This window comes from Streptoverticillium olivoreticuli subsp. olivoreticuli (genome assembly GCF_003391135.1).
In the GTDB taxonomy this organism is placed as follows: domain Bacteria; phylum Actinomycetota; class Actinomycetes; order Streptomycetales; family Streptomycetaceae; genus Streptomyces; species Streptomyces blastmyceticus.
The window spans coordinates 6,216,808-6,240,401 of sequence record NZ_CP031455.1 but is presented as its reverse complement, the minus strand read 5'-3'; the positions used below and the strand labels follow the sequence as shown (position 1 = coordinate 6,240,401).

14 protein-coding genes are annotated in these 23,594 nt (G+C 74.2%); 8 read left to right on the top strand and 6 right to left on the bottom strand.

Features of this window, described 5'->3' with window-relative positions:
- Positions 1 to 15 precede the first annotated feature (15 nt).
- The gene (locus tag DXZ73_RS27785) at positions 16 to 2,229 is read right to left on the bottom strand and encodes an ATP-dependent DNA helicase UvrD2 (protein ID WP_240351511.1); all 2,214 of its coding nucleotides are present in this window, start codon (positions 2,227 to 2,229) and stop codon (positions 16 to 18) included.
- 226 nt (positions 2,230 to 2,455) lie between these two features.
- Here DXZ73_RS27785 and DXZ73_RS27780 point away from each other — a divergent pair, with 226 nt between their 5' ends.
- Entirely contained in the window at positions 2,456 to 2,710 is a 255-nt protein-coding gene (locus DXZ73_RS27780; RefSeq protein WP_116213770.1) for a mycoredoxin, read from the top strand.
- Positions 2,711 to 2,761: 51 nt separating this feature from the next.
- Here the strand turns inward: DXZ73_RS27780 and nudC are convergent, their stop codons facing one another.
- From nudC to DXZ73_RS27755, 5 genes are all read right to left on the bottom strand, one after another.
- Entirely contained in the window at positions 2,762 to 3,703 is a 942-nt protein-coding gene (gene nudC / locus DXZ73_RS27775) for an NAD(+) diphosphatase (RefSeq protein WP_116213769.1), read from the bottom strand.
- A gap of 50 nt (positions 3,704 to 3,753) precedes the next feature.
- Complete coding sequence (locus DXZ73_RS27770) at positions 3,754 to 5,151, bottom strand: dipeptidase (RefSeq protein WP_116213768.1); 1,398 nt, start codon at positions 5,149 to 5,151, stop codon at positions 3,754 to 3,756.
- A gap of 47 nt (positions 5,152 to 5,198) precedes the next feature.
- Positions 5,199 to 8,753, bottom strand: coding sequence for an ATP-dependent DNA helicase (locus DXZ73_RS27765; protein WP_116213767.1), 3,555 nt, complete (start codon positions 8,751 to 8,753; stop codon positions 5,199 to 5,201).
- Positions 8,754 to 8,829: 76 nt separating this feature from the next.
- On the bottom strand, positions 8,830 to 12,201 hold the full coding sequence (locus DXZ73_RS27760) for an ATP-dependent helicase (RefSeq protein ID WP_116213766.1): 3,372 nt from the start codon (positions 12,199 to 12,201) through the stop codon (positions 8,830 to 8,832).
- A gap of 230 nt (positions 12,202 to 12,431) precedes the next feature.
- Positions 12,432 to 12,836 carry an MGMT family protein gene (locus DXZ73_RS27755; RefSeq protein ID WP_116213765.1) on the bottom strand — a complete coding sequence of 135 codons (405 nt, stop codon included), beginning with the start codon at positions 12,834 to 12,836 and terminating at the stop codon, positions 12,432 to 12,434.
- Positions 12,837 to 13,024: 188 nt separating this feature from the next.
- Here DXZ73_RS27755 and DXZ73_RS27750 point away from each other — a divergent pair, with 188 nt between their 5' ends.
- The 7 genes from DXZ73_RS27750 to DXZ73_RS27720 all read left to right on the top strand — a co-directional run bounded on the left by DXZ73_RS27750 (position 13,025) and on the right by DXZ73_RS27720 (position 23,548).
- Entirely contained in the window at positions 13,025 to 15,817 is a 2,793-nt protein-coding gene (locus DXZ73_RS27750; protein ID WP_205519243.1) for a lysylphosphatidylglycerol synthase transmembrane domain-containing protein, read from the top strand.
- A 115-nt stretch (positions 15,818 to 15,932) separates the two neighbouring features.
- The gene (locus DXZ73_RS27745) at positions 15,933 to 16,328 is read left to right on the top strand and encodes a TOBE domain-containing protein (protein ID WP_116213764.1); all 396 of its coding nucleotides are present in this window, start codon (positions 15,933 to 15,935) and stop codon (positions 16,326 to 16,328) included.
- A 20-nt stretch (positions 16,329 to 16,348) separates the two neighbouring features.
- Complete coding sequence (modA, locus tag DXZ73_RS27740; protein ID WP_116213763.1) at positions 16,349 to 17,113, top strand: molybdate ABC transporter substrate-binding protein; 765 nt, start codon at positions 16,349 to 16,351, stop codon at positions 17,111 to 17,113.
- Positions 17,110 to 19,056 carry an ABC transporter permease gene (locus tag DXZ73_RS27735; RefSeq protein ID WP_162890356.1) on the top strand — a complete coding sequence of 649 codons (1,947 nt, stop codon included), beginning with the start codon at positions 17,110 to 17,112 and terminating at the stop codon, positions 19,054 to 19,056. Before modA ends, DXZ73_RS27735 begins: the two co-directional genes overlap by 4 nt.
- A 209-nt stretch (positions 19,057 to 19,265) precedes the next feature.
- Positions 19,266 to 20,738, top strand: a complete 1,473-nt coding sequence (locus DXZ73_RS27730) for an alpha/beta hydrolase (protein WP_240351798.1) — start codon at positions 19,266 to 19,268, stop codon at positions 20,736 to 20,738.
- A gap of 108 nt (positions 20,739 to 20,846) precedes the next feature.
- Positions 20,847 to 21,944 carry a hypothetical protein gene (locus DXZ73_RS27725; RefSeq protein ID WP_116213760.1) on the top strand — a complete coding sequence of 366 codons (1,098 nt, stop codon included), beginning with the start codon at positions 20,847 to 20,849 and terminating at the stop codon, positions 21,942 to 21,944.
- A gap of 53 nt (positions 21,945 to 21,997) precedes the next feature.
- Positions 21,998 to 23,548: an alpha/beta hydrolase gene (locus tag DXZ73_RS27720; RefSeq protein ID WP_116213759.1), complete on the top strand. Its 1,551-nt coding sequence runs from the start codon at positions 21,998 to 22,000 to the stop codon at positions 23,546 to 23,548.
- Positions 23,549 to 23,594: the final 46 nt, after the last annotated feature.

The window sequence follows — 23,594 nt, the reverse complement described above, 5'->3', positions numbered from 1 at the left end:
GTCCGCGTGCGCAAACTATTTTTCCGGAGTTTCTTCCGAGGCGTCTTCCGAGGTCACTTCGGACGCGTCTTCCGATGCCGGTTCCCTGCCCGCGCACAGGGCCAGGACGTCGGCGCCGAACTTGTCGAGCTTCCGTCCTCCCACCCCTGAGATGCCCACGAGCTCCGATTCGGTTCCCGGCACGGCCTCGGCGATCGCCAGCAGGGTCTTGTCGGTGAAGACGCAGTAGGCGGGCTGGCCCAGCAGGCCCGCCTGCCCGGCCCGCCAGTCGCGCAGCCGCTCGTAGAGCGCCTCGTCCAGGTCGGAGGGGCAGTCCTCGCAGCGCGTCAGTTTGATCTCGCCCGCGTCCGTCAGGGTCTTGCCGCAGACCCGGCACCGCGCGGGCCCACGGCGCCTGCGCGGGCCGCCCCGCTCGACGCCCGCCGTGCCGCCGGTGAGGGCGGGCGCCCCTCCCCCGCCGGGGCGGGCGACGGAGCCGGGCCGCAGCCCGCTCAGGAAGCGGGTGGGGCGCCGGGTCGCGCGGCCGCCCGGGGTGCGGGACAGCGCCCACGACAGGGAGAGGTCGCGACGGGCGCGGGTGACCCCCACATAGAGCAGGCGGCGCTCCTCCTCGACCTGTTCGTCGGTCTTGGCATAGGTGATCGGCATCATGCCCTCGGCCAGCCCGACGAGGAAGACGGCGTCCCACTCCAGACCCTTGGCCGCGTGGAGTGAGGCGAGAGTCACACCTTCGACGGTCGGCGCGTGCTGGGCGGCCGCCCGTTCGCCGAGTTCGGTGACGAGGTCGGCGAGGGTGGCCGCCGGTCTGGCCCGTACGAAGTCCTCCGCCAGCCGCACCAGGGCCGCCAGGGACTCCCAGCGGTCCCGGACCGCCCCCGAGCCCGCGGGGGGCTCAGCGGTCCAGCCACGGGTGCCGAGCACGGCCCGCACCTGGGAGGGCACGTCGTCGGCGTCGGCGAGCTGGGGGTCGGAGTGCCCTCCGGCACGGGCGGCGCCCCGCAGCAGCAGGGTGGCCTCACGGACCTCCGGGCGCTCGAAGAACCGCTCGGCGCCGCGCAGCTGATAGGGCACCCCGGCGTCGGCGAGGGCCTGCTCATAGACCTCGGACTGGGCGTTGATGCGATAGAGGATCGCGATCTCGCTGGCCGGGACCCCGGAGCCGATGAGCTCGCGGACCCGGCGCGCGGTGCCCTCGGCCTCGGCGGGCTCGTCCGCGAACTCGGTGTAGCGGGGCTCGGGGCCCGCCGGGCGCTGGGAGACCAGCTCCAGCCGGTGCTCGGCGGCCCGGCCCCGGGCCTGCGAGAGGAGGCCGTTGGCGAGGTGGACCACCTGAGGGGTGGAGCGGTAGTCCCGGATGAGCTTCACGACGGTCGCGCGCGGGTGGCGGGTGCGGAAGTTCAGCAGGTGGTCGGGGGTGGCGCCGGTGAAGGAGTAGATGGTCTGGCTGGCGTCGCCGACCACGCAGAGGTTGTCGCGGTCGCCAAGCCACAGCTCCAGCAGCCGCTGCTGGAGCGGGCTGACGTCCTGGTACTCGTCGACCACGAAGTGCTGGTACTGGCGGCGCACCGTCTCCGCGATGTCGTGCCGGTCCTGGAGGACGCCGACGGTCAGCAGCAGGACGTCCTCGAAGTCGATCACGCCGCGGTCGCGCTTGAGCTGCTCGTACGTCCCGTAGATCAGGCCGATCTCGGCGGGGTCGCGGGGGGCTTCCCGGCCGGCCTTCGCGGCGGCGGGAGCGTAGTCCTCGGGGACGGTCTGGGTGACCTTCGACCACTCGATCTCGCCCGTCACGTCGCGCAGCTCGTTGCGGTCGAGCCGGATCCGGCAGCGGGCCGCGGCCTCCGCGACGAGCTGGACCTTCCGCTCGACCAGGCGCGGCACCTCGCCGCCCACGGCCTTGGGCCAGAAGTACTGGAGCTGGCGCAGCGCGGCCGAGTGGAACGTGCGCGCCTGGACGCCGCCCGCGCCCAGCTGGCGGAGCCGGCCGCGCATCTCTCCGGCGGCGCGGTTGGTGAAGGTGACGGCAAGCACACTCGCGGGCTGGAGCATCCCGGAGCGGACGCCGTAGGCGATCCGGTGGGTGATCGCGCGCGTCTTGCCCGTGCCCGCTCCGGCCAGCACGCACACCGGACCGCTGAGGGCCGTCGCGACCTCGCGCTGCTCGGGGTCGAGCCCGTCGAGCACGGCGTCGGCAGAGTCCGGGACCTGCGGGAAGAGGGTTGCTGTCACCCCGCCATGCTGCCAGGTCGGCGGGGGCGACCGGGAATGTCGTCCACAGGGACGGCCGACCGGTCGTATTAATGGCCGGGTCCACTCGGAGCGGCGGACGGGACCGCCGTACGGGCCGTGGGCGGCTCGGCGGCCGCCCCGTCGCGGCAGCCGCCCGGGAATGGTCCTGTACGAGCGCGCGTTCTACTCCTGGCACCACACCCACCACCGAAGGAGCACGAGGCGCATGTCGGGCACCGTGACGATGTACAGCACCACCTGGTGCGGCTACTGCCGTCGGCTGAAGAGCCAGCTGGACCGCGAGGGAATCGCGTACAACGAGATCAACATCGAGCACGACGCCGACTCCGCGGCCTTCGTGGAAAAGGCGAACGACGGCAACCAGACGGTCCCGACCGTCCTGGTGGTCTCCCCCAAGGGCACCGAGCTGGTCATGACGAACCCGAGCCTCGCCCAGGTGAAGGAAGCTCTGGCCGCCTGACCCCGGCCCGGCCGCGGGGCACCGGCTCGTGAGAACGGTGCCCCGGACGGCTCAGCTCGGGCTCTGCGGCAGCGGCTCGCCGTACCAGAGCTCCAGGAGGCGGGCCGCGATGGAGATGCCGGTGGGCGGCAGCACCTCGCCGGAGGCGAAGGCCGCCCGCAGCTCCTCCCGCGAGAACCAGCGGGCCTCGTGGATCTCCTCGCCGTCCACCTGGATGTCCGCGGACGTGGCCCGCGCCATGAAGCCCAGCATCAGGCTGGACGGGAAGGGCCAGGGCTGGCTGGCGACGTACTCCACGTCGCCGACGACCACGCCCGCTTCCTCGGCGACCTCCCGCCGCACGGCCTGCTCGATGGACTCGCCCGGCTCGACGAAGCCCGCGAGCGTCGAGAAGCGGCCCTCCGGCCAGTGCATCTGCCGGCCCAGCAGCGCCCGGTCCTCCTTGTCGGTGACGAGCATGATGACGGCCGGGTCGGTGCGGGGGTAGTGCTCCGCGCCGCAGGCGGGGCAGCGGCGGATATGGCCCGCGGCCGCCACCACCGTGCGCTCACCGCAGCGCGAGCAGAAGCGGTGCAGTCGCTGCCAGTTCTCCAGGGCCACCGCGTGCACCAGCAGCCCGGCGTCGCGCGGCGACAGCAGCAGCCCCGCCTCGCGGAGCCCGGCCGGGCGCGCCGACTGGTCCATGCGCCCGGGCAGCGTGTCCTTCTGGAGCGCGAAGTAGGCGACGCCCTTCTCGTCCTCGCCCAGGAAATAGCGGTGCGTCTCGGTGACCGGCGCCTCGAAGGCCGGAGTCATCACCAGCTCGGTGCGGCCGTCGGGAGTGTCGTCGATCAGCACCTGCCCGCCGGAGACCACGAAGACCCTCGTGGAGGGGTGGCTCCACGCGGCGGCGAGCCACGCCTCGTCGAGGCGGTGGTGCGCGGCGCGGTCGATGCCGCTGTCGCCGCTGAGCGTGATGGGCCGGGCGGCTGACAGATCGGTCCAGGTGGTCACGGCTGCTTCCAACTCCCCCTACGGATGGTGGTGTACGTCAAGAACGCGAGCTACCGGTCACTGCTTCCGGCCAGGTCGGACCAGAGATAGGCGCTGGTCTCGACGCCCTTCATGAGGAGGTCCAGCTCGACCTTCTCGTTCGGCGCGTGCCAGCCGTCCGACGGCACCGAGATGCCGAGGAACAGCACCGGCACGCCGAGCACGTCCTGGAGGTCGGCGGCCGGGCCGGAGCCGCCCTCGCGCGTGAAGAGGATCTTCTGCCCGAAGGCGCGGCCCATGGCCCGGACGACCGACTGGAGGTACGGGTGGTCGAGCGGGGTCAGGCAGGGGCGGGTCACGCCCCAGAAGTTGATCTCGTGGCGGATGCCCTCCGGCAGGCTGTCGGCCACCCACTTGCGCACGGCCTGCTGCACACCGTCGGTGTCCTGGCCCGCGACGAGCCGGAAGGACAGCTTGAGCTGCGCGGTGGACGGCACGATCGTCTTGCCGCCGGGGCCCTGGTAGCCGCCGCCCATGCCGTTGACCTCGGCGGTGGGGCGGGCCCAGATCCGCTCCAGGGTGGTGTAGCCCTTCTCGCCGAGGGAGGCGTGGGAGTGCGCGATGCGCAGCCACTGCTTCTCGTCGAAGGGCAGCTCCGCGAACAGCTCGCGCTCGCGGTCGGTCAGCTCCACGACGCCGTCGTAGAAACCGGGGATCGCGACCTTGCGGTCCTCGTCGTGCAGGGCGGCGACCAGGCGCGCCGCCTCGGTGGCCGGGTTGGGCACGGCACCGCCGAAGGAGCCCGAGTGGATGTCCTGCCCCGGCCCGTACAGGTCGATCTGGCAGTCCGTGAGGCCGCGCATGCCCGTGCAGACGGTCGGGGTGTCCTCGGACCACATGCCGGTGTCGGAGACGATCACGGTGTCGCACGCGAGGCGGTCGGCGCGGGCGCGGACGAGGGCCGGGAAGTGCGGCGAACCGGACTCCTCCTCGCCCTCGATGATCAGCTTGAGGTTGACCGCGGGCGCGGTGCGGCCGGTCGCGGCGAGGTGGGCCCGCAGGCCCAGGGTGTGGAAGAAGACCTGGCCCTTGTCGTCCGCGGCACCGCGGGCGTGGAGCCGGCCGTCCTTGAGGACGGGCTCGAAGGGCTCGGTGTCCCAGCCGTCCTCGCGGGCGGCGGGCTGCACGTCGTGGTGGCCGTAGACCAGGACGGTCGGGGCGCCGGCGTCGCCGGAGGGCCACTCGGCGAACACCGCCGGGGCGCCGTCGGTCTCCCAGACCTCGACGGTCGGGAAGCCGGTCGCGGTGAGCTTCCCGGCCAGCCAGTCAGCACTGCGGCGCACATCGGAGGCGCGGCCGGGATCCGCCGACACGGAGGGGATGCGGAGCCACTCGACCAGGTCGTCGAGGAAGGCGTCGCGGTGCTCTTCGATATACGCGCGGACAGCGCTGTCCGGGGTGTCGCTCATGACATCGAGCCTATCCGGCCACACGGCGTGACCATGACCGGGCTTGCTCATGCGCCCTCCCCGAGCAGGACCTCTTCGAGCCCCGCGCGGTCCGGCAGGCCCTCGGGGCGGACGGTCTCGCCGTCGCGCACGTAGACGAAGGCGGCCGTGACGGCGGACAGCGGCAGACCGTGCTGTTCCGCCCAGGCGACGCGGTAGATCGCGAGCTGGAGGGGGTCCGCATTGTGGGTGCGGCTCGTCTTCCAGTCGACGATCTCGTACGTGTCGCCGTGGGGGCCGCGCTCGCGGTAGACGGCGTCAATGCGGCCGCGGATCACTCGGCCCGAGAGGGTGAGCTGGATCGGCGCCTCCACGCGGTACGGCGTGCGGTGGGCGTACGGAGTGCGCTCGAAGGCGGCCTTGAGCGCGGCGAGGTCCCGTTCGTCGGCGATCTCCGGGGCGTCCGTGCCGTCCTCGGCGGCGCCCGGCAGCTCGTCGGGTCCCAGCATCGGGAGGGGCAGCGCCTCGAACCGGGACTCGATCCAGGCGTGGAAGCGGGTGCCCCGGCGGGCGGCGGGCTGCGGAGGGCGCGGCATCGGGCGGGCCAGCTCGTGCGCGAACCCGTCCGGGTCGGCGGCGAGCCGCACCAGCTGCGAGGCGCTCAGGGCCCCGGGCAGGACCACCTCGCGCACGCTCGCGCGTGCCCGGCGCAGCTCCCCGGCCAGCGCCTCCAGATCCCGGTCCCACGACCCGACGAGCCGGGCCTCCTCGGGCACGAGCGAGTGCCCCGCGGGCGGCTCGTCGAAGTCGAAGTGGTGACGCGGAGGGCCGGATCCGGGGTCGCCCTCCGGCCGCACGCGCGCGTGCGGCGTGCGTACGGGTCCGCCCGCGCCGTCCTCGTCCGGTGTCTGCCGGGGGGCGGGCAGGGGCGGCTGCGGGCGCGTCGTCGGCAGCGCGTCCCAGTCCGTGAGGTCCTCGTCGGCCGACGGCGGGCCCTCGTCGTAGGCGTCCGGGTGGTCCTCGTCCTCCGGCGGCGGCCAGTCCGGGTCGTGGGCGGGCTCCGGGTCGGGGTCGGTGGGGCGCGGGGGCTCGTCCTGCCGGGCCGCCACGCGGTCGAGGTGGGCGAGGACCGCGTCGGCGGCGGCCCGGCGGCGGGTCAGTGAGACCGGGTCGAGGGGCAGCGGCCAGGAGTGGTCCGTGTCCGGCTCGGCCAGGGCGGGGTTCTCCGCGCCCTCCTCGGGCTCCTCGGCCCAGACCTCGATCTCGCCGTTGCCCGCCTCGCAGTGCGCGCGCAGGGCCTGGAGGAAGTCGGACGGGCCGCGCGGCTGCTTCTGGCTGGGGCCCCACCAGTGGCCGGAGCCGAGGAGCAGGGACCGGGGGCGGGTGAAGGTGACGTAGCCGAGGCGGAGTTCCTCGGTCCGCTGGTGTTCCTTCATGGCTGCCTTGAACGCGGCCAGGCCCTTGCCGTCCCAGGCCCCGACGTCGGGCAGCGTGTCCGCGTCGCCGCGCAGGGCGTGCGGCAGCACCTTGGCCTGGGCGGTCCAGGACTCGCGGGACTGCTCGCTGGGGAAGGTCTTGGTGACGAGCCCGGGGACGGCGACCACGTCCCACTCCAGGCCCTTGGACTTGTGCGCGGTGAGGACCTTGACGGTGTTCTCCCCGCCGGGCAGGGAGCTGTCGAGGCCCTTCTCGTACTGCGCGGCGGTGCGCAGGAAGCCGAGGAAGGCGAGCAGGCCGGCCTCGCCGTCGACGGCGGCGAAGCCCGCGGCGATGTCCAGGAAGTGCGAGAGCGTCTCGCGTCTGCGGGCGGCCAGCGCGTGCGGGGAGGCGGACAGCTCGACCTCCAGGCCGGTGGCGGCGAGCACCCGGTGGAGGACGTCCATGAGCGGGTCGGCCAGCGAGCGCCGCAGGTCGCGGAGTTCGGCGGCGAGGCGGGCGAAACGGACGCGGGCCTCGGACGAGAAGGGCAGGCCGGCGTCCTGGCCCGCACCGGGCTCCGCCCGGGAGGGGCCGCCGGCCGTCAGGAAGCTGTCGAGGGCGTCGGCGAGGGAGACGACCTCGGCCGGGTCGACGCCCTCGACGGCCTCGGCGAGCCTGCGCTCGGGGTCCGTCCCGGCGCCGCCGTGGGGCACGAGCGTGCGGGCGAGGCGGCCGAGCAGCGCGAGGTCGCGCGGGCCGATGCGCCAGCGCGGGCCGATCAGCAGCCGCACGAGCGCGGCGTTGGCGGTGGGGTCCTGGAGGACCTCGCAGACGGCGACGAGGTCGGCGATCTCGGGCAGGTGCAGCAGCCCGGACAGGCCGACGACCTCCACGGGGACGTCCCGCTCGACGAGCGCGCCCTGGATCTGCGCGAAGTCGACGGCGGTGCGGCACAGGACGGCGATGTCGCCGGGCCGGGTGCCCGTGCGCACCAGGTGGTCGAGGGAGTCGGCGAGCCACTGGAGCTCCTCGGCGTGGGTGGGCAGCAGGGCGCAGCGCACCACGCCGTCCCGCTCGGCGCCGGGGGCGGGCCGCAGGGCCTCCACGCCCGCGTGGCGCGCGCGCAGCGGGGCGGCCAGGCCGTTGGCGAGGTCGAGGAGGCGGCCGCCGCTGCGGCGGTTCTCGCTGAGCGCGAACCGCCGGGCGGGGCTGCCGTCGGCGTGCGGGAAGTGGAGCGGGAAGTCGTCCAGGTTGGCCACGGAGGCGCCGCGCCAGCCGTAGATGGCCTGGCAGGGGTCGCCCACGGCGGTGACGGCGTGGCCGGTGCCGCCGCCGAAGAGGCCGGAGAGGAGCAGCCGCTGGGCGACGGAGGTGTCCTGGTACTCGTCGAGGAGGACGACGGCGAACTGCTCGCGCATGATCTGCCCGACCTCCGGCCTGCTGCGGGCCAGCTCGGCGGAGAGGGCGATCTGGTCGCCGAAGTCGAGGAGGTCGCGCTTGCGCTTCTCCTCGCGGTACGCCTCGACCAGGTGGAGGAGTTCGAGCCGGGCGCGGGCGGTGTCGGGCACGCGCCGCAGGTCGGCGTTGGAGAGCTTGGCCCCTTCGAGGGCGGTCAGCAGCCCGGTGTCGTACGCCCGGAGCCCCGCGGGCGCGACGAGGTGCTCGGCGAGCTCGCCGTCGAGGGCGAGGAGGTCGGGGACGAGGTCGCCGAAGGAGCGGGTGAGCGCGGGATACGGGCCCGGGGAGGTGCGCAGGACGCGGGCGGCGAGCTGGAAGCGGGTGGCGTCGGCGAGCAGCCGGGCGCTGGGCTCCAGGCCGATGCGCAGGCCGTGCTCCTTGAGGAGGCGGCCGGCGAACGCGTGGTACGTGGAGATCTGCGGCTCGCCGGGGGCCTGGTCGGGGTCGCCGGGCCTGGGGTCGGGGTCGGTGACCCCGGCCTCGACGAGGGCCTTGCGCACGCGCTCGGACAGCTCGCCCGCGGCCTTGTTGGTGAACGTGAGGCCGAGGACCTGCTCGGGGGCGACCTGCCCGGTGCCGACGAGCCAGACGACGCGGGCGGCCATGACGGTGGTCTTGCCGGACCCGGCGCCGGCCACGATGACCTGCGGGGCGGGCGGCGCGGTGATGCAGGCCGTCTGCTCCGGGGTGAACGGGATGCCCAGCAGCTCCTTGAGCTGCTCGGGGTCGGTCAGGCGCGGGGTCACCCGAAAACGCTAACCGGCGCCACTGACAATCCGGCACCGCCGCAGGTCGGGGCCGGTCCTGAGCAGCGGCCCCCGCTCACTCCACCACCTGCCGCCCCTCCGGCCGCGCCGTGCAGGAGGCCCGGAACGAGCAGTGCGTGCAGTGCGCGCCGGGCCGTGGGGCGAAGCGCTCCTCCAGGACCCGGCCCGCTGCCTCGGCGAGGAGGTCGCCGATCCACGCGGCGCCGTCCAGCGGTTCCTGCGCCTGCACCTTGGGGACGGTGTCCCCGCCGTTCTTCTTGATCGCGCCCTGCCGCAGCTGGACGAGTTCGGCGCCGCCCGCGGCGGGCCGTCCGCCGTCGAAGAGGTCGTCGACGGCGCCCTGTTCGACGGCGAGCTGGTAGACGGCGAGCTGCGGGTGGCGGGCGACGTCGTCCGCGGACACCGTGCCCTTGCCGGTCTTGAAGTCGACGACGTAGGCGCGGCCGTGGGCGTCGGTCTCCACGCGGTCCATGGAGCCGCGGATGCGCACCAGGTGGTCGGCGGCCTTGAGGGTGACCTCGAAGGGGTGTTCCGTGGCGACGGGCTCCCGCCCGCCGCGCTCCATCACGTGCCAGCGCAGGAAGCGTTCCAGGGCCGCGCGGGCGTTCTCCTTCTCCTGGACCGACTTCCAGGGCGCGTCGAAGGCCAGCGCGTCCCACACGGAGTCGAGGCGCTCCATGAGGACGGCGAGGTCGGCCGGGGTGCGGCCGGAGGCGACCTCGTCGGCGAGCACGTGCACGACGTTGCCGAAGCCCTGGGCGGCGGTGGAGGGGGCGTCCGCCTTCACCTCGCGGCCGAGGAACCACTGGAGCGAGCAGGTCCCCGCCGTACCCGCCAGCTGGCCGACGGCCGAGCCGGACAGGGCGACGGGCCGTGTGCGGTCGCGCAGCGGCACCTCGCTGTGCGTCGGCTCGTACAGGCCCCACCAGCGGTACGGGTGGGCGGCCGGCACGAGCGGCTGGCCCTCGTCGTCGCGCAGCGCGGCGAGCCGGGCGAGGCGTTCCGCGGCGGCCGCCCGCAGCGCGTCCGACACCTGCGGGTCCACCGTGGTGGCGCGCAGCTCGGCGACCAGCGCGGCGACGGCCAGGGGGCGGCGCGGGCGCTGGGTGACGTCCACGGGCTCGGTGCCCAGCTCGGCCAGGAAGCGGGAGGGCTGGTCGCCGTCCTCGGCCGCCGCCTTGACGGCGGTGACGACCAGGCGCTCGCGCGCACGCGTGGCCGCCACGTAGAACAGGCGGCGCTCCTCCGCCAGCAGCGCGCCGGGGCTGAGCGGCTCGGCGAGGCCGTCGCGCCCGATGCGGTCGGCCTCCAGGAGCGAGCCGCGGCGGCGCAGGTCGGGCCAGAGGCCCTCCTGGACGCCCGCGACGACCACGAGCCGCCACTCCAGGCCCTTGGAGCGGTGCGCGGTCATCAGGCGTACGGCGTCGGGGCGTACGGCCTTGCGGGTGAGCGTGTCCGCGGCTATGTCCTGGGCCTCCAGCTCGTCCAGGAAGTTCAGGGCGCCCCGGCCGCCGGTGCGTTCCTCGGCGCGGGCGGCGGTCTCGAAGAGGGCGCAGACGGCGTCCAGGTCGCGGTCGGCGTTGCGGCCCGCGGCGCCGCCGCGGCGGGCGGCGCGCTCCAGCCGCTGCGGCCAGGGGGTGCCGTTCCACAGCTCCCACAAGGCCGTCTCGGCCGTGCCGCCGGCCGCGAGGAGTTCGCGGGCCGCGAGGAGGAGCGTGCCCAGGCGCTGTGCGCCCCTGGCGTACGCCGTGTCGTGGGTGGCCAGGCGCCCGGGCTGGGCGAGGGCCTCGGCGATCAGGTCGTCCGAGGGCCGCGGCACGGGGCGGCCGGCGGCCCGCTCCTCGTCCCTGAGGGCCCGGCCCAGCCGGCGGAGGTCCGCCGCGTCCATGCCGCCCAGGGGGGACGTGAGGAGGGCGAGGGCGGTCTCGGCGTCGAGCCAGGGCCGCGGGTCGTCGGCCGGCGGTTCCTCGGCCGTCTCCTCCGGAGGGGTCCCGTGGGGTGCGGCCGCCGGTTCGGCCACTGCCCGCAGCGCCGTCAGCAGGGGGGCCACCGCCGGTTCGTGGCGCAGCGGTACGTCGTCGCCGTCGACCTCCACGGGGACGCCCGCCGAGGTCAGGGCGCGCCGCAGGCCCGGCATGGAGCGGGAACCCGCGCGCACGAGGACGGCCATGTCGTGCCAGGGGACGCCGTCCTCCAGGTGCGCGCGACGCAGGATGTCGGCGATGTTGTCGGTCTCGGCGCCCGCGGTCGGGTAGGTGTACGCCTCCACCCGGCCGCCCTCGCGCACGGCGGCGAGCTCCCGGTGTGCGCGTACGGCCTGTGCCGGGAGGCGGGTGAGAGGCATCCGGCGGGTGAGCAGCCGGGTGGCGGCCAGGAGGTCCGCGGCGGAGCGGCACGAGGTGGTGAGGACCTCGACGGGCGCCGGTGTGCCGTCCCGGCGCGGGAAGGCGTCCGGGAAGTCGAGGATGCCGTTGATGTCGGCGCCCCGGAAGGCGTAGATCGACTGGTCGGGGTCGCCGAAGGCGACCAGCGTCCGGCCGTCGCCCGCGAGTGCGTGCAACAGCCGCACCTGGGCCACGTCGGTGTCCTGGTACTCGTCCACGAAGACGGCGTCGTAGGCCTGCGCGAGGCCGGCGCCGATCTCGGACCGCTCGGTGAGGAGCACGGCGCGGTGGACGAGCTCGGCGTAGTCGAGCACCCCCCGCATGTCGAGCAGGTCCAGGTATTCGGCGAGGAAGGAGGCGGCGGCGCTCCAGTCGGGGCGCCCGGTGCGGTCGGCGAAGGCGCCGAGCGCGTCCGGGCCGAGCCCCAGCTCGCGGCTGCGGGCGAGCACCGCGCGCACCTCGTCGGCGAAGCCCCGCGTGGTCAGGCAGGCGCGCAGTTCGTCGGGCCAGCGCACCGCGCCGCGCCCCTCGCGCTCCAGGTCGGCCTGCCCGGCGAGCAGTTCGCGCACGACGGCGTCCTGCTCGGGGCCGGACAGCAGCCGCAGCGGGTCGACGAACAGGTCGGCGTCCTGGTGGGCGCGGACCAGGGCATAGCAGTACGAGTGGAAGGTCGTGGCCTGCGGTCCCCGGGCGCCGCCGAGCCGGGCGGCCATCCGGTCGCGGAGCTCGACGGCCGCCTTGCGGCTGAAGGTGAGGACGAGGATGCGCTCCGGGTCGGTGCCCCGCCGCACCCGGTCCGCGACGGCCTCGACGAGCGTGGTCGTCTTGCCCGTGCCGGGGCCCGCGAGGACCAGCAGCGGCCCTTCCCTGTGGTCAACCACGGCGCGCTGCCGCGCGTCCAGCTCAGGAGGGGCCGTGGGGCCCGGCCGGGTCCGCACGAGGCGGTACGCGCCCTGGGAGGGCTGCCGTGCCTGCCGCGGCGGGCGGACGGCACCGGGCGCGCCGGTCGTACCGGCCGTGCCGGGAGAAGGGGAGGAGCTCACGTGGGTTGCCGGTCCTGGTGGGGGTGCGGGGTGCCGTGCGGCGGGGTGCGCCGTACGGCCGGGAGGGGGTCCCGGGCGTGACGGCGGTTCTCGACGCTACGCCAGACGGCACGCGGGGCGCAGGGCGTACCGCGGGCCGGCGCACGGTCGTACGGCTCTCACCCGTTCGGGTCAGCCCTTGGGCGCACTGGCCGGGGTGTGGTCCGGGGGTTCCCGGACGGCGGATGCTGTCAGGTGTGAGGAGTCACACCGGCCGGGCCGCCGTCCTCGGCGGTGCCGTCCCAGCGCGCCCGTGCCATGGCGAGCCGCGGCACGTGCCCCTGGGCCGAGCGGCCGGCCTCGCGCAGCGGTGTGCCCTCCTCGCGGTAGTGGGCGAGCGCGCGCAGTTCGTGGCCGGGCAGCAGGGCGCCGTCCGAGCGGACCACCCGCCACCAGGGCACCGCGCCGCCGTAGAGCGCCATGACGCGCCCCACCTGGCGGGGTCCGCCCTCGCCCAGCCACTCGGCGACGTCGCCGTAGGTCATCACCCGGCCGGGCGGAATCCGCTCCGCCACGTCCAGCACCCGTTCCGCGTATTCGGGAAGCTCGGCGGCCTCTCCCCGGCCCGTGCGTACGTCCTCGCTCACCCGGCCCATCCTGCCGCACCCCGTCGGCGCCCGGCCGGGCGCCCGCCCGTACGCGGCACCGCCCGCCCGTCCGGCAAGATCACCCAGAGTGCGTATCCGTACTACAGGGCGTACGATCCGGAGTCCGCGCCCCCGAACCACACCCTGATGCCCCCTCGCCCGGCGGGGCCATGCCACCATCTTCCGGGCGGTGACTGGTGATACGAGACCAAGACGAGAAGACGGAGCGACAGCAGGGCGCGGAGCCTCAGGGAGGCGACCGCGCCCCCGAAGCGCTGTCCGGCTCCGACGGCCCCGCGGCCGGGGACCCGGACGGGCCCCGCGCCGAGCGGGCGGCACAGGCGTCCCCCGAGGGGGCGCGCGGCGGGTACGACTGCCAGGACGGCGAGGCGCACATCGACCAGGTGTCGGGTGACGAGCCGCTGCTGCCCGCCCGCGTCCACCGCCCCGCGGACCTGGTGCGGCTCTTCCTGGGCATCGTCGGCATCGCCCTCGTCCTCGCCCTCGCGGCCTTCGCCCACGGCACCACCCAGGGCCTGGAGAAGGACATCGGCGACAGCACCGGCCGGGCGCCGCAGCTGCTGGCGAACTTCGCGGGGCTCGCCGCCAACATCGCCATCTTCATCGTCCCGGTGGCGTTCGCCATCGAGCGGCTCATCAAACGCGACGGGCTGCGCATCGCCGACGGCGTGCTCGCCGCCGTCCTGGCGCACGGCGTGTCCCTCGCCACCGACCTCTGGGTGGCCGACACCGCGCCCGCCTCGATCCGTGACGCGCTGACCCAGCAGGCGCCCACCGGCGGCCTCACCGATCCGGTGCACGGCTATCTCGCCCCCGTGATCGCCTATATGACGGCCGTCGGAATGTCGCGACGGCCGCGCTGGCGGGTCGTGATGTGGGCCGTGCTGCTGCTGGACGCCTTCGCCGTGCTGGTGAACGGCTACACCACACCGTTCTCGATCGTCACCACCGTGCTGATCGGCTGGACGGTCGCCTACGGCACGCTCTACGCCGTCGGCTCGCCGAACGTCCGGCCCACCGGCCGCCACCTCCTCGCCGGGCTGCGCCGCGTCGGCTTCAAGCCGGTCACCGCGCTGCGCGCGGAGGACAGCGCCGACGCCGTGGGCACCGAGCCGTCGCACCCCCACGACCGGGGCCGCCGCTACATCGTCACCCTGGAGGACGGCCCGCCGCTCGACGTCACGGTCGTCGACCGCGAACAGCAGGCGCAGGGCTTCTTCTACCGCCTCTGGCAGCGGCTGGCGCTGCGCGGCATCACCCAGCCCCGCAGCCTCCAGTCCCTCCGGCAGGCCCTCGAACAGGAGGCGCTGCTCGCCTACGCGGCCATCGCCGCGGGCGCCAACGCCCCCAAGCTGATCGCCACCTCCGAGCTCGGCCCGGACGCCGTGATGCTCGTCTACGAGCACATCGGCGGCCGCACCCTCGGCGCGGTCCCCACCGAGGAGATCACCGACGAGCTGATGGCCGGTGCCTGGCGCCAGGTGCAGGCCCTCCAGTCGCGGCGGATCGCCCACCGCAGGCTCGACGGCGACGCCCTCCTGGTGGATCGTTCCGGCAATGTCGTCCTGACCGACCTGCGCGGCGGAGAGATCGCCGCGGGCGATCTGGTGCTGCGCATGGACGTCGCGCAGCTGCTGGTGACCCTCGGCCTGCGGGTCGGCGCGGAGCGGGCGGTGGCCACGGGCGTGGACGTGCTCGGCCCGGACGCCGTCGCCGACAGCCTGCCGCTGCTCCAGCCGCTGGCGCTCACCCGCATCAGCCGCGCGACCCTGCGGCAGCTCGCCCGGGAGCGCTCGCAGCGGGAGCGGGAGACCGTCCTGGAGGCCGCGCGCGCGGCCAAGGAGGCCAAGGAGACCGGGGCCGCCGAGGCGGGCTCGGAGGAGATGCCGGCGGAGGACCGCAAGGCGCTCAAGGCCGAGCGGCAGGCCCAGAAGAAGGCCATGGAAGAGGCCCTGGAGGAGGCGCGCGAGGAGGACCTGCTCGCGCAGATCCGCCGCCAGGTGCTGCTGATCCGTCCCCAGGCCCCGATAGAGCCCGTGCGCCTGGAGCGCATCAAGCTGCGCACGCTGCTCAGCTTCGTGGCCGGCGCCTTCGCCGCGTACTTCCTCCTCTCGCAGTTCACCCACGTCCAGTTCGGCGACCTCGTCGACAAGGCGAACTGGGCCTGGGTCGCGGTGGCCGTGGCCTTCCAGGTGCTGACCTATGTCGCCGCCACGATGAGCCTGCTGGGCTTCGTGCCGGAGAAGGTGGCGTTCGGACGCGCGGTCCTGGCACAGGTCGCGGGCTCGTTCGTGAAGGTCGTCGCCCCGGCGGCGGTGGGCGGCGTGGCGCTCAACACACGCTTCCTCCAGCGCGCGGGCATCCGCCCCGGCCTGGCCGTCGCGAGCGTCGGCGCCTCCCAGCTCTTCGGTCTGGCCTGTCACATCCTGCTGCTGCTGTCCTTCGGCTATGTGACCGGTACGGAGCGCAGCTCGTCGCTGGGCCCCTCGCGGACGATCATCGGCGGGCTGCTGACGGCGGCCGTGCTCGTGCTCGTCGTGGCGGCCGTGCCGGTGCTGCGGAAGTTCGTATCGACTCGGGTGCGGTCCCTGTTCGCGGGCGTCGTGCCGCGCATGCTGGACGTGCTCCAGCGGCCGCAGAAGCTCTTCGCGGGCATCGGCGGCATGCTGCTGCTGACGGCGGCGAACGTGATGTGCCTCGACGCCTCGATCCGCGCGTTCGGCGGCGATCTGAGCTACGCGAGCATCGCGGTGGTCTTCCTGACGGCCAACGCGCTGGGTTCGGCCGCACCGACGCCGGGCGGTGTGGGAGCGGTCGAGATCGCGCTGACCGGTGTGCTGACGATCGCGGGGCTGCCGGCGGAGCAGGCCACTCCCGCGGTGCTTCTGTTCCGTTTGATGACGCTGTGGCTGCCGGTGCTGCCGGGATGGATCTCGTTCAGCTATCTGACCCGCAAGGGAGCGATCTAGCCGACCGGGCGGGGTGCCCGCCGCTGCCGGGCCCTACGCACTCGCCGCCGCATCTGCCAGGCGAACCGGCCCATCGGCCTTGCACATGCGAGCCACCTGCTCATACCGTGCGCTCATGCAGACCTACACCATCGGCCAGGCCGCCAGGCTGCTCGGTGTCAGTCCCGACACCGTGCGGCGGTGGGCGGACGCCGGGCGGATACCCACGTCGCGGGACGAGACGGGCAAGCGGCTCATCGGCGGGTCCGATCTGGCGGCCTACTCGGTGGCGCTCGCCGCGGAGGCGAACGAGGGCGAGGAAACGGCGTACACCACCGCCCGCAACGCCTTCCCCGGCATCATCACCGCCGTCAAGCTCGGCGACGTCGCCGCCCAGGTGGAGATCCAGGCCGGCCCGCACCGCCTCGTCTCCCTGCTGACCAGGGAGGCCGTGGAGGAGCTCGGCCTGGCCGTCGGCATGGAGGCCGTGGCCCGGGTGAAGGCCACCAACGTGCACATCGACCGCGCTTGACCCGGCACCTGGAGAACCCGATGCACCGCACGCCCGTACGCGCCGCCCTCGCCGCCGCGCTCCTCGTCCCGCTCGTGGCCGCCTGCGGCGGCGGCGAGGACAAGAAGGACACCAAGTCCTCGACGACGCTCACCGTGCTCGCCGCCGCGTCCCTGACGGACGTCTTCAAGCAGGCCGGCGCGGCGTACGAGAAGGCGCACCCGGGCACCACGGTGAAGTTCTCCTTCGCCGGTTCGCAGGAGCTCGCCTCGCAGGTGCGCCAGGGCGTGCCCGCCGACGCGCTGGTGACCGCCGACACCACGACCATGGACGGCCTGAAGTCCGACACGGACAAGCCGGCGGTCATCGCCAGGAACCGGCTCACCATCGCGACCGCCCAGGGCAACCCGAAGGGCGTCAAGGGCCTCTCCGACCTCTCCAGGAGCGACCTCAAGGTCGTGCTGGCCGCGCCCGAGGTGCCGGTGGGCCGCTACAGCAAGAAGGTGCTCGACCAGCAGCACGTCACGCTCAAGCCGGTGTCCCAGGAGCCGAACGTCCGGGCCGTCCTCGGCAAGGTCTCGCTCGGTGAGGCGGACGCGGGGATCGTCTATCTCACGGACGCGGCGGCGGCCAAGGGCAAGGTCTCCACCGTCACCGTCCCGGACGCGCAGAACGCCGTCGCCTCCTACCCGGCCGCGACCCTCAAGAGCTCGAAGCACACCAAGGACGCCGCGGACTTCGTGAAGTGGCTCGGCTCGGACGAGGCGCAGAAGCTGCTGCGCGCGGCGGGCTTCCAGCAGCCGTGACCGGCGGGACGCGCCCGGGGCGCACGCCCTGGGCGCTCGGGCTGCCCGCCGCGCTGGCGGTGGGCTTCCTTCTCCTGCCCCTGGCCGGGATCCTGGCCCGTACGCCCTGGACCACCCTCCCCTCCCGCCTCGGCTCGCACGAGGTCACCGAGGCGCTCGGGCTGTCGCTCCTGGTCTCCGGCTGGGCCCTGCTGCTGTCCCTGCTCCTCGGCGTCCCGCTCGCGTGGCTGCTCGCCCGCGTGGACTTCCCCGGCAAGGCTCTGGTGCGCTGTCTGGTGATGCTGCCGATGGTGCTGCCCCCGACGGTCGCGGGCGTGGCCCTGCTCCAGGGCTACGGCCGCAGGGGCGTGCTGGGCCCCTGGCTGGAGTCCTGGTTCGGCATCACGCTGCCGTTCTCGACGGCGGGCGCGGTGATGGCCTCCACCTTTGTGGCGATGCCTTTCCTGGTGATCAGCCTGGAGGGCGCGCTGGCGGGCCTGCACCCCCGCTACGAGGAGACGGCGACGTCCCTGGGGGCGACCCCGCTGCGGGTCTTCCGTACCGTCACCCTCCCCATGGTCCTGCCGGGCCTGGTCGCGGGCGCGGCCCTGAGCTGGGCGAGGGCGCTGGGCGAGTTCGGCGCGACGATCACCTTCGCGGGCAACCTCCCGGGCACCACGCAGACCCTCCCCCTCCAGGTCTATCTGCTCCTCCAGGACGACCCCGAGGGCGCGACGGCCGTATCGCTCCTCCTGCTGGCGATCGCGACAGCGGTCCTGCTGTCGCTGAGAGGCCGCTGGCTGACGACGAAGAAACAGACCGGTCCGCAGCAGTCTTCCGGCCTCTCCGGGAGGCCGGAACGGCCGACAGGGTCCGTGGATCAGAGCGCCCCGGAGGGCCTGGACCGCCCCGGCCCCGCACCCGCGCCGCTCCCTCTGCGCACCACGGTGACCGGCGCGACGGCAGCGGAACTCGACGTGCGGCCGGGCACCACCATCGCCGTGGTGGGCCCCAACGGCGCAGGGAAGACAACGCTCCTGAGAGCCCTCCTGGGGCTCACGGACAGGGCCACGGCGCGCCCTCTGACCATTGGTGACACGGACGCGTCCGAACTCCCCCCGCACGAAAGGCGCATCGCCTGGGTCCCCCAGGACGGCGCCCTCTTCCCGCACCTCACCACCCTGGCCAACACCGCCTACGGCCTCCGCGCCCAGGGCGTCCCCAGGAAGGACGCGCACCGCGAGGCCCGCCACTGGCTCGCCCGGCTGGACGTGGGCGACCTCGCCCACCGCCGCCCCGGCGAGCTCAGCGGCGGCCAGGCCCAGCGCGTGGCCCTGGCCAGGGCCCTGGCCGCGCGCCCCCGTCTCCTGCTGCTGGACGAGCCGCTGGCCGCGCTGGACCAGTCGACGCGCGCCCGGGTCCGCCACACGCTGCGCACCCACCTCGCGGATTTCCCGGGCGTCTGCCTGATCGTCACCCACGACCCCGTGGAGGCCGTGTCGCTGGCCGACCGGATCCTCGTCCTGGAGGACGGCCGCACGGTCCAGTACGCGTCGCCGACGGAGCTGACCCGGCACCCCCGTTCCCCCTGGGTGGCGCGGATGCTGGGACGCAACGCCTGGCAGGGCACGTCCACGGCGGAGGGCACCCTGCTGCTCGAGGGCGGGGCGAGCCTGGTCGCGGCGGACCCGCTGCCCGGGGAGGCCGCGAGCGGGCTCGCCGTCGTGGGTCCGGAGGCGGTGTCCCTGCACGTGGAGCGGCCGGCCGGGAGCCCCCGCAACGTCTGGCGGGGAACGGTCCGCGAGATCACGGCACAAGGCGGGCGGCTACGCGTCCTGGTGGCGGGCGAGCCGGACGTGGTCGCGGAGATCACGCCGTCGGCGGCGGCGGACCTGGCGCTGAAGGAGGGCCTGCCGGTGTGGGTGAGCGTCAAGGCCACCGAGGTCACGTTCGTGGCCCTGTGAGCCTCGCGCGGCGGCCCCGGCACGGCGTCCGGGCCGGCGCGCGCGACCCGCGCCCGGCGGCCCACTACTAACCCGTACGCCCGCACCGCGCGCGCCCCTCACCGCCCGCCCGGACGATGGCAGTCCAACGCCTGCCGTCGACCCCCGGGAGTGCCGCCGTGTCCAGATCCGTAAGGGCCGGGGGGCTGCTCACCGCCGTGCTGCTGACGATGGCGGCGGTCACGACGGCCGCCGGTTGCGGCGGAGGGGACGACAAGCCGGTGGCGGACGTCTCGGACCGCCAGAAGCTCGCCTGGAAGGCGTGTCCGGCGCCGAGCGGCAGTCAGGGCGGCACGACGGACAAGGCGCCCGGCAACGACTGGGAGTGCGCGACCCTGCGGGCGCCCCTCGACTACGCCGCCCCCAAGGGCGAGACGATCGACATCGCGATGATCCGCGCGAGGGCCACGGACCCGGCGCACCGCATCGGCTCACTGGTCTTCAACTTCGGTGGCCCCGGCGGCTCCGGGGTCACCACGCTCCCGGCGTTCGCCGACGACTACAAGAAGCTGCGCACGCGCTACGACCTGGTGAGCTTCGACCCGCGCGGGGTGGGCCGCAGCAGCGGGGTCACCTGTCTGAGCGACAAGGAACTGGACGCCTATTACGCGGCCGACGCCACCCCGGACACCAAGGAGAAGGAAAGGGCGTTGGTCGACCGGGTGGCGAAATACGCCACCGCGTGCGCGAAGCACTCGGGGAAGATCCTGCCGTATGTGGGCACGACGAACGCCGCCCGCGACATGGATCTGATGCGCCAGGTGCTGGGCGAGGAGAAGCTGCACTACTTCGGGGTGTCCTACGGAACCGAACTGGGCGGTGTCTACGCCCACTTGTTCCCGGACAGGGTGGGCCGCGCCCTCTTCGACGGTGTCGTGGACCCGACGAGCGACCCCGTGCAGGGCTCCCTCGGCCAGGCGAAGGGCTTCCAACTGGCCCTGGGCAACTACATGGAGGCCTGTGTGAAGACCTCCGACAACTGCCCGACCGAGCAGCAGATCGGCGATCTGCTGCGACGCCTGGAGAAGAAGCCGATCCCCGGCACGGGCGGCCGTCTGCTGACGCGGTCCCTCGCCACCGGCGGGATCGCCCAGTCGCTCTACTCCAAGGACTTCTGGGACTACCTCACCGAGGGCCTGGAGGACGCCGGGAACGGTGACGGCAGGCTGTTGCTCTCCCTGTCCGACTCCATGAACGGGCGGGGCCAGGACGGGCGTTACAGCTCGCTCCAGTCCTCCCTCAACGCCATCACGTGCGCCGACTCCGCGCAGCGCTACACCACGGCCGAGGTCGAGGGGAAGGTGCCGGAGTTCCGCAGGGCGTCGGCCGTCTTCGGCGACTTCATGGCCTGGAGCCTCACCCAGTGCACGGGCTGGCCCGTCAAGGGCGAGTGGCGGACGCCCGACGTGAGCGCCGAGGGGGCGGCGCCCATCCTCGTCGTCGGCAACACCGGTGACCCCGCGACCCCTTACGAGGGAGCGCACCGGATGGCGCAGCAGCTCGGCACGGGCGTCGGCGTGGAGCTGACCTTCCGCGGCCAGGGGCACGGCGCCTACGACAGCGGCAACGCGTGCGTCAAGGGGGCTGTGGACGCCTACCTGTTGGAGGGTACGGTCCCTCAAGCCGGTAAGATCTGCTCATAGCACACATAGCACATATCACCGGTGGCCCGAACGACATGGATCGAATGTCAGTGGCCCGCACTACGATCGCCCGCACAGCAGTTCCGTGACGGACGGTCGGGGGACAAGGTGTCGTACAGCACGCTTCGCGACGGCGGCCGGACCGGCCGCAGGAGCCGGGTCCTGACCGGCGTCCTGGCCATCGCCGCGCTGGTGGCCGCCCTCGTGGCGCTCTGGCAGACCCAGTCCACCCCGCTCGCCCGGCGTTCGTACTGCTGGGGCGCCTGGCCCGAGGACGGCGGCCTCTTCCACCGCGGCGCCCACGACCGCACCGCGCGGGAGAGCGCCCCCGCGCCCGGCCGCCCCAGCGGCCTCTGCACGCTCAGCTGGCGCGGCGGCCAGGGCTCCGGGGCGTACGAGCAGCGGGTCGAGCTCCGTCTCGGCACCGGCCCCGGCGAGGCCGTGGCGCGCCGCGCGTGGCTCGACGGCCTCTTCGAAGGGGGCGACACCGCGCTCCCGGGCCGGCTGCCCGGATTCACGGCCGCCGGTTCCGGCGCCCTGGTGCTGCCCGCGAGCTGCGACGTGGGCGGCAGGCCGTCCGTCGTGACGTTCACCAGCTCCTACACGGACGCGGCCGGTCGCGGCGGCCACCCGGGCTTCCCCGACGGCACGTCCCCGGCGAACACGGGTGCGTTATTGGTGAGCGCCGCCAACCGCGCCGCCGAGGCGACGGGTTGTTCGTCGGCGCCACCGATGAGACTGCGCGCACGGGCGATGACGACGAGGCCCGTACGGGTGAACCCTGGCGCGTCGCCGGGGCGTTGCGCCATCCCCGGGCTCGGGGCCGAAGGAGCCCCTGCGGGCGGGCCGGACGACCGGCTGACCGACACCGTGGGCAGCGTCCACGACGACTTCCAGACCTGCGCGGTCTCGGGCGACGGGCAGTGGGCCGCCCGCTTCACCATGGTCGGCAGGCCCAGGATCGTCGCCCTCTTCGACGGCCTCACCGGGGACAGCCCGCCCGCCCCCGGCTGGCGGGCGCACGGCCGGATCGACGCGACCGGCGCGCTCATACGGGCCGACTGCGACGGCCGCGCCACGGTGTTCACCATGCGGACGGGCCCGGGCCGCACCCACACCGGCCTGGACGACCCGCGCCGGTCGTTCCCCGTCTTCGTCGACGCGGTGGGAGAGCGCATAGGCTGCGCGCGCCTGCGCGCCCGCTGAGCACTCCCTCTCCCGCGGGGACGGCGGGCCCGCCGCCTCGTAGAGTCGGTGGAATGACTCCCCTACGGCCACGGGCCGGCGCCCTCCTCCCCACCGCGCTCGCGGTCGCCCTCGCCACCGCCGGGTGCGGTGGCGGCTCAGGCGGCACGTCGGACGGCGCGGACGGCAAGCGCGGCGGCGCGTCCGTCGGCACCCAGGCGGCACCGCGCTGGTCGGCGTGCGCCGCGCCCACCGACGCGCAGGGCGGCGACGGCAAGGCGCCCGGCAAGGAGTGGGAGTGCGCCAAGCTGTCCGTCCCCCTGGACTACGCCGAGCCGGACGGCGAGAAGATCGACCTCGCCCTCATCCGTACGAAGGCCCGCGACCGGAACCACCGCATCGGCTCGCTGGTGTTCAACTTCGGCGGGCCCGGCGGCTCCGGGGTGGCGACGCTGCCGGGGCTGGCCGCCAGCTACGAGAAGCTGCGCGACCGCTACGACCTCGTGAGCTTCGACCCGCGCGGCGTGGGCGAGAGCGCGGGCGTGCGCTGCCAGAGCGACACGGAGCTGGACACCGCCGCGCAGATCGACGCCACCCCCGACGACGACGCGGAGCTCCGCACGACCCTGGCGGCCGACAAGGCGTACATCGACGCCTGCGCGAAGAACTCCGCCAAGCTGCTCCCCCACGTGGGCACGGTGAACGCCGCCCGCGACATGGACCGGCTGCGCGCCGCCCTGGGCGACGACAAGCTCTCCTACTTCGGCATCTCCTACGGCACCGAACTGGGCGGGGTCTACGCCCACTTGTTCCCCAAGAACGTGGGCCGCGCGGTCCTCGACGCCGTCGTGGACCCGACGCAGGACCCCGTGCAGGGCAGCCTGGGGCAGACCAAGGGCTTCCAGCTCGCCCTCGACGACTACCTCAAGGACTGCGCCACCCGCACCCCGGAGGCGGGCTGCGTCACACAGGACCGCATCACCGCCCTGTTGAAGCAGCTCGACGCGAACCCGCTGCCGACCTCCCAGGGGCGCAAGCTCACGCAGGACGAGGCGGTGAACGGCATCGCCTCCGCGCTCTACTCCAAGGACACCTGGCGCTATCTGACCGCCGGGCTCAGGGAGGCCACGACCAAGGGCACCGGCAACACCCTGCTGGTGCTCTTCGACGCCATCAACGGCCGCAACCCGAACGGCCATTACAGCAATCTCCAGGCGGCCAACCGGGCGATCTCCTGTGTGGACGCGGAGCAGCGCTACTCGGTGGACGACGTGCGGAAGTACCTGCCCCAGTTCCAGGAGGCGTCGCCGGTCTTCGGGGAGGACGCCGCCTGGTCCCTGCTCGGCTGCACGGGCTGGCCCGTCAAGGGCGGCTGGAAGACGCCGGACGTGAGCGCCGAGGGCTCCGCGCCGATCGTCGTCGTCGGCAACACGGGGGACCCCGCGACGCCGTACGCCGGTGCGCGGCAGATGGTCCGGCAGCTCGGGCAGGGCGTGGGCGTCGAGGTGACGTACAAGGGCGAGGGGCACGGGGCGTACAACAGCGGCAACCCGTGCATGGTGAACACGGTCAACAGCTATCTGCTGGACGGCAAGGTCCCGGCAGAGGGCACGACCTGCTCGTGAAAAAGGCGCCGGACGGGCCGAAAATTCAGCCCGCCCGGCGCCCGGG

Coding starts and splice junctions, on each gene's coding strand:
- DXZ73_RS27730 (WP_240351798.1), top strand. CDS start 19,266: ATGGCGGCGGTCACGACGGCCGCCGGTTGCGGCGGAGGGGACGACAAG.
- DXZ73_RS27720 (WP_116213759.1), top strand. CDS start 21,998: ATGACTCCCCTACGGCCACGGGCCGGCGCCCTCCTCCCCACCGCGCTC.
- DXZ73_RS27745 (WP_116213764.1), top strand. CDS start 15,933: ATGCAGACCTACACCATCGGCCAGGCCGCCAGGCTGCTCGGTGTCAGT.
- DXZ73_RS27780 (WP_116213770.1), top strand. CDS start 2,456: ATGTCGGGCACCGTGACGATGTACAGCACCACCTGGTGCGGCTACTGC.
- DXZ73_RS27755 (WP_116213765.1), bottom strand. CDS start 12,836: ATGGGCCGGGTGAGCGAGGACGTACGCACGGGCCGGGGAGAGGCCGCC.
- DXZ73_RS27770 (WP_116213768.1), bottom strand. CDS start 5,151: ATGAGCGACACCCCGGACAGCGCTGTCCGCGCGTATATCGAAGAGCAC.
- modA (WP_116213763.1), top strand. CDS start 16,349: ATGCACCGCACGCCCGTACGCGCCGCCCTCGCCGCCGCGCTCCTCGTC.